Annotated in this window: 1 protein-coding gene; it reads left to right on the top strand. The window is 29.4% G+C overall.

Going from position 1 to position 548, the window contains the following annotated elements; translation table 11 throughout:
- Positions 1-132 precede the first annotated feature (132 nt).
- Positions 133-402 carry a hypothetical protein gene (locus tag ACK2WN_RS12230; protein ID WP_416155700.1) on the top strand — a complete coding sequence of 90 codons (270 nt, stop codon included), beginning with the start codon at positions 133-135 and terminating at the stop codon, positions 400-402.
- Positions 403-548 lie beyond the last annotated feature (146 nt).

The following is a 548-nucleotide window of genomic DNA, read 5'->3' as shown; positions in this document are numbered from 1 at the left end:
AAGGTTTCAATTTTCTCGACTCCTTTCCGTAGGGGGAATGTGTTTTTGGGTGAAATCATTGTAAACCCTACCGGGGTCGAGATTCAATACTAAATAAGTTAACAGAGCGAATAAAATAATGAGGGGAAAATTATGAATAGAGAAGTTTCGGTAATGGAAAGAGCAATGTATTTAAATGATGAAATACATAGATTATGTGATGAATTTAAAAATGTAGATGAATTAGTAGAAACAGTGAAAGGATTTTTAATTGTTGACGTGAAAGGAAAATTTGAAATAGATATAAAATCTAGAGGTAAAATTGGTGAGATTATAATAACGTGTGAAGATTTAAAAGATAAAATTCAAATAGGATATTATATAGAAGATAATGGAAATGTAATAATGGATTATATAGGATAATATAAAGAGAGAGGAATGTTCCTCTCTTTTTATATTGGCGAATTGTCAAGCTAAGTGCAACAGTTTATCATAAAATATCTCGAAGGGTGTTTTAAACCCTAAACATTTTCTTGGTCTAGTATTTAGTTTATACTCAACTAACTGAA

It is taken from the genome of Peptacetobacter sp. AB800, assembly GCF_047807365.1.
Taxonomy (GTDB): domain Bacteria; phylum Bacillota; class Clostridia; order Peptostreptococcales; family Peptostreptococcaceae; genus Peptacetobacter.
The sequence above is the reverse complement of the archived record's forward strand: the minus strand, read 5'-3'. Positions and strand labels throughout refer to the sequence as shown.

Bases quoted from the DNA above. Each gene is read 5' to 3' on its own strand.
- ACK2WN_RS12230 (WP_416155700.1), top strand. From the start codon at position 133: ATGAATAGAGAAGTTTCGGTAATGGAAAGAGCAATGTATTTAAATGAT.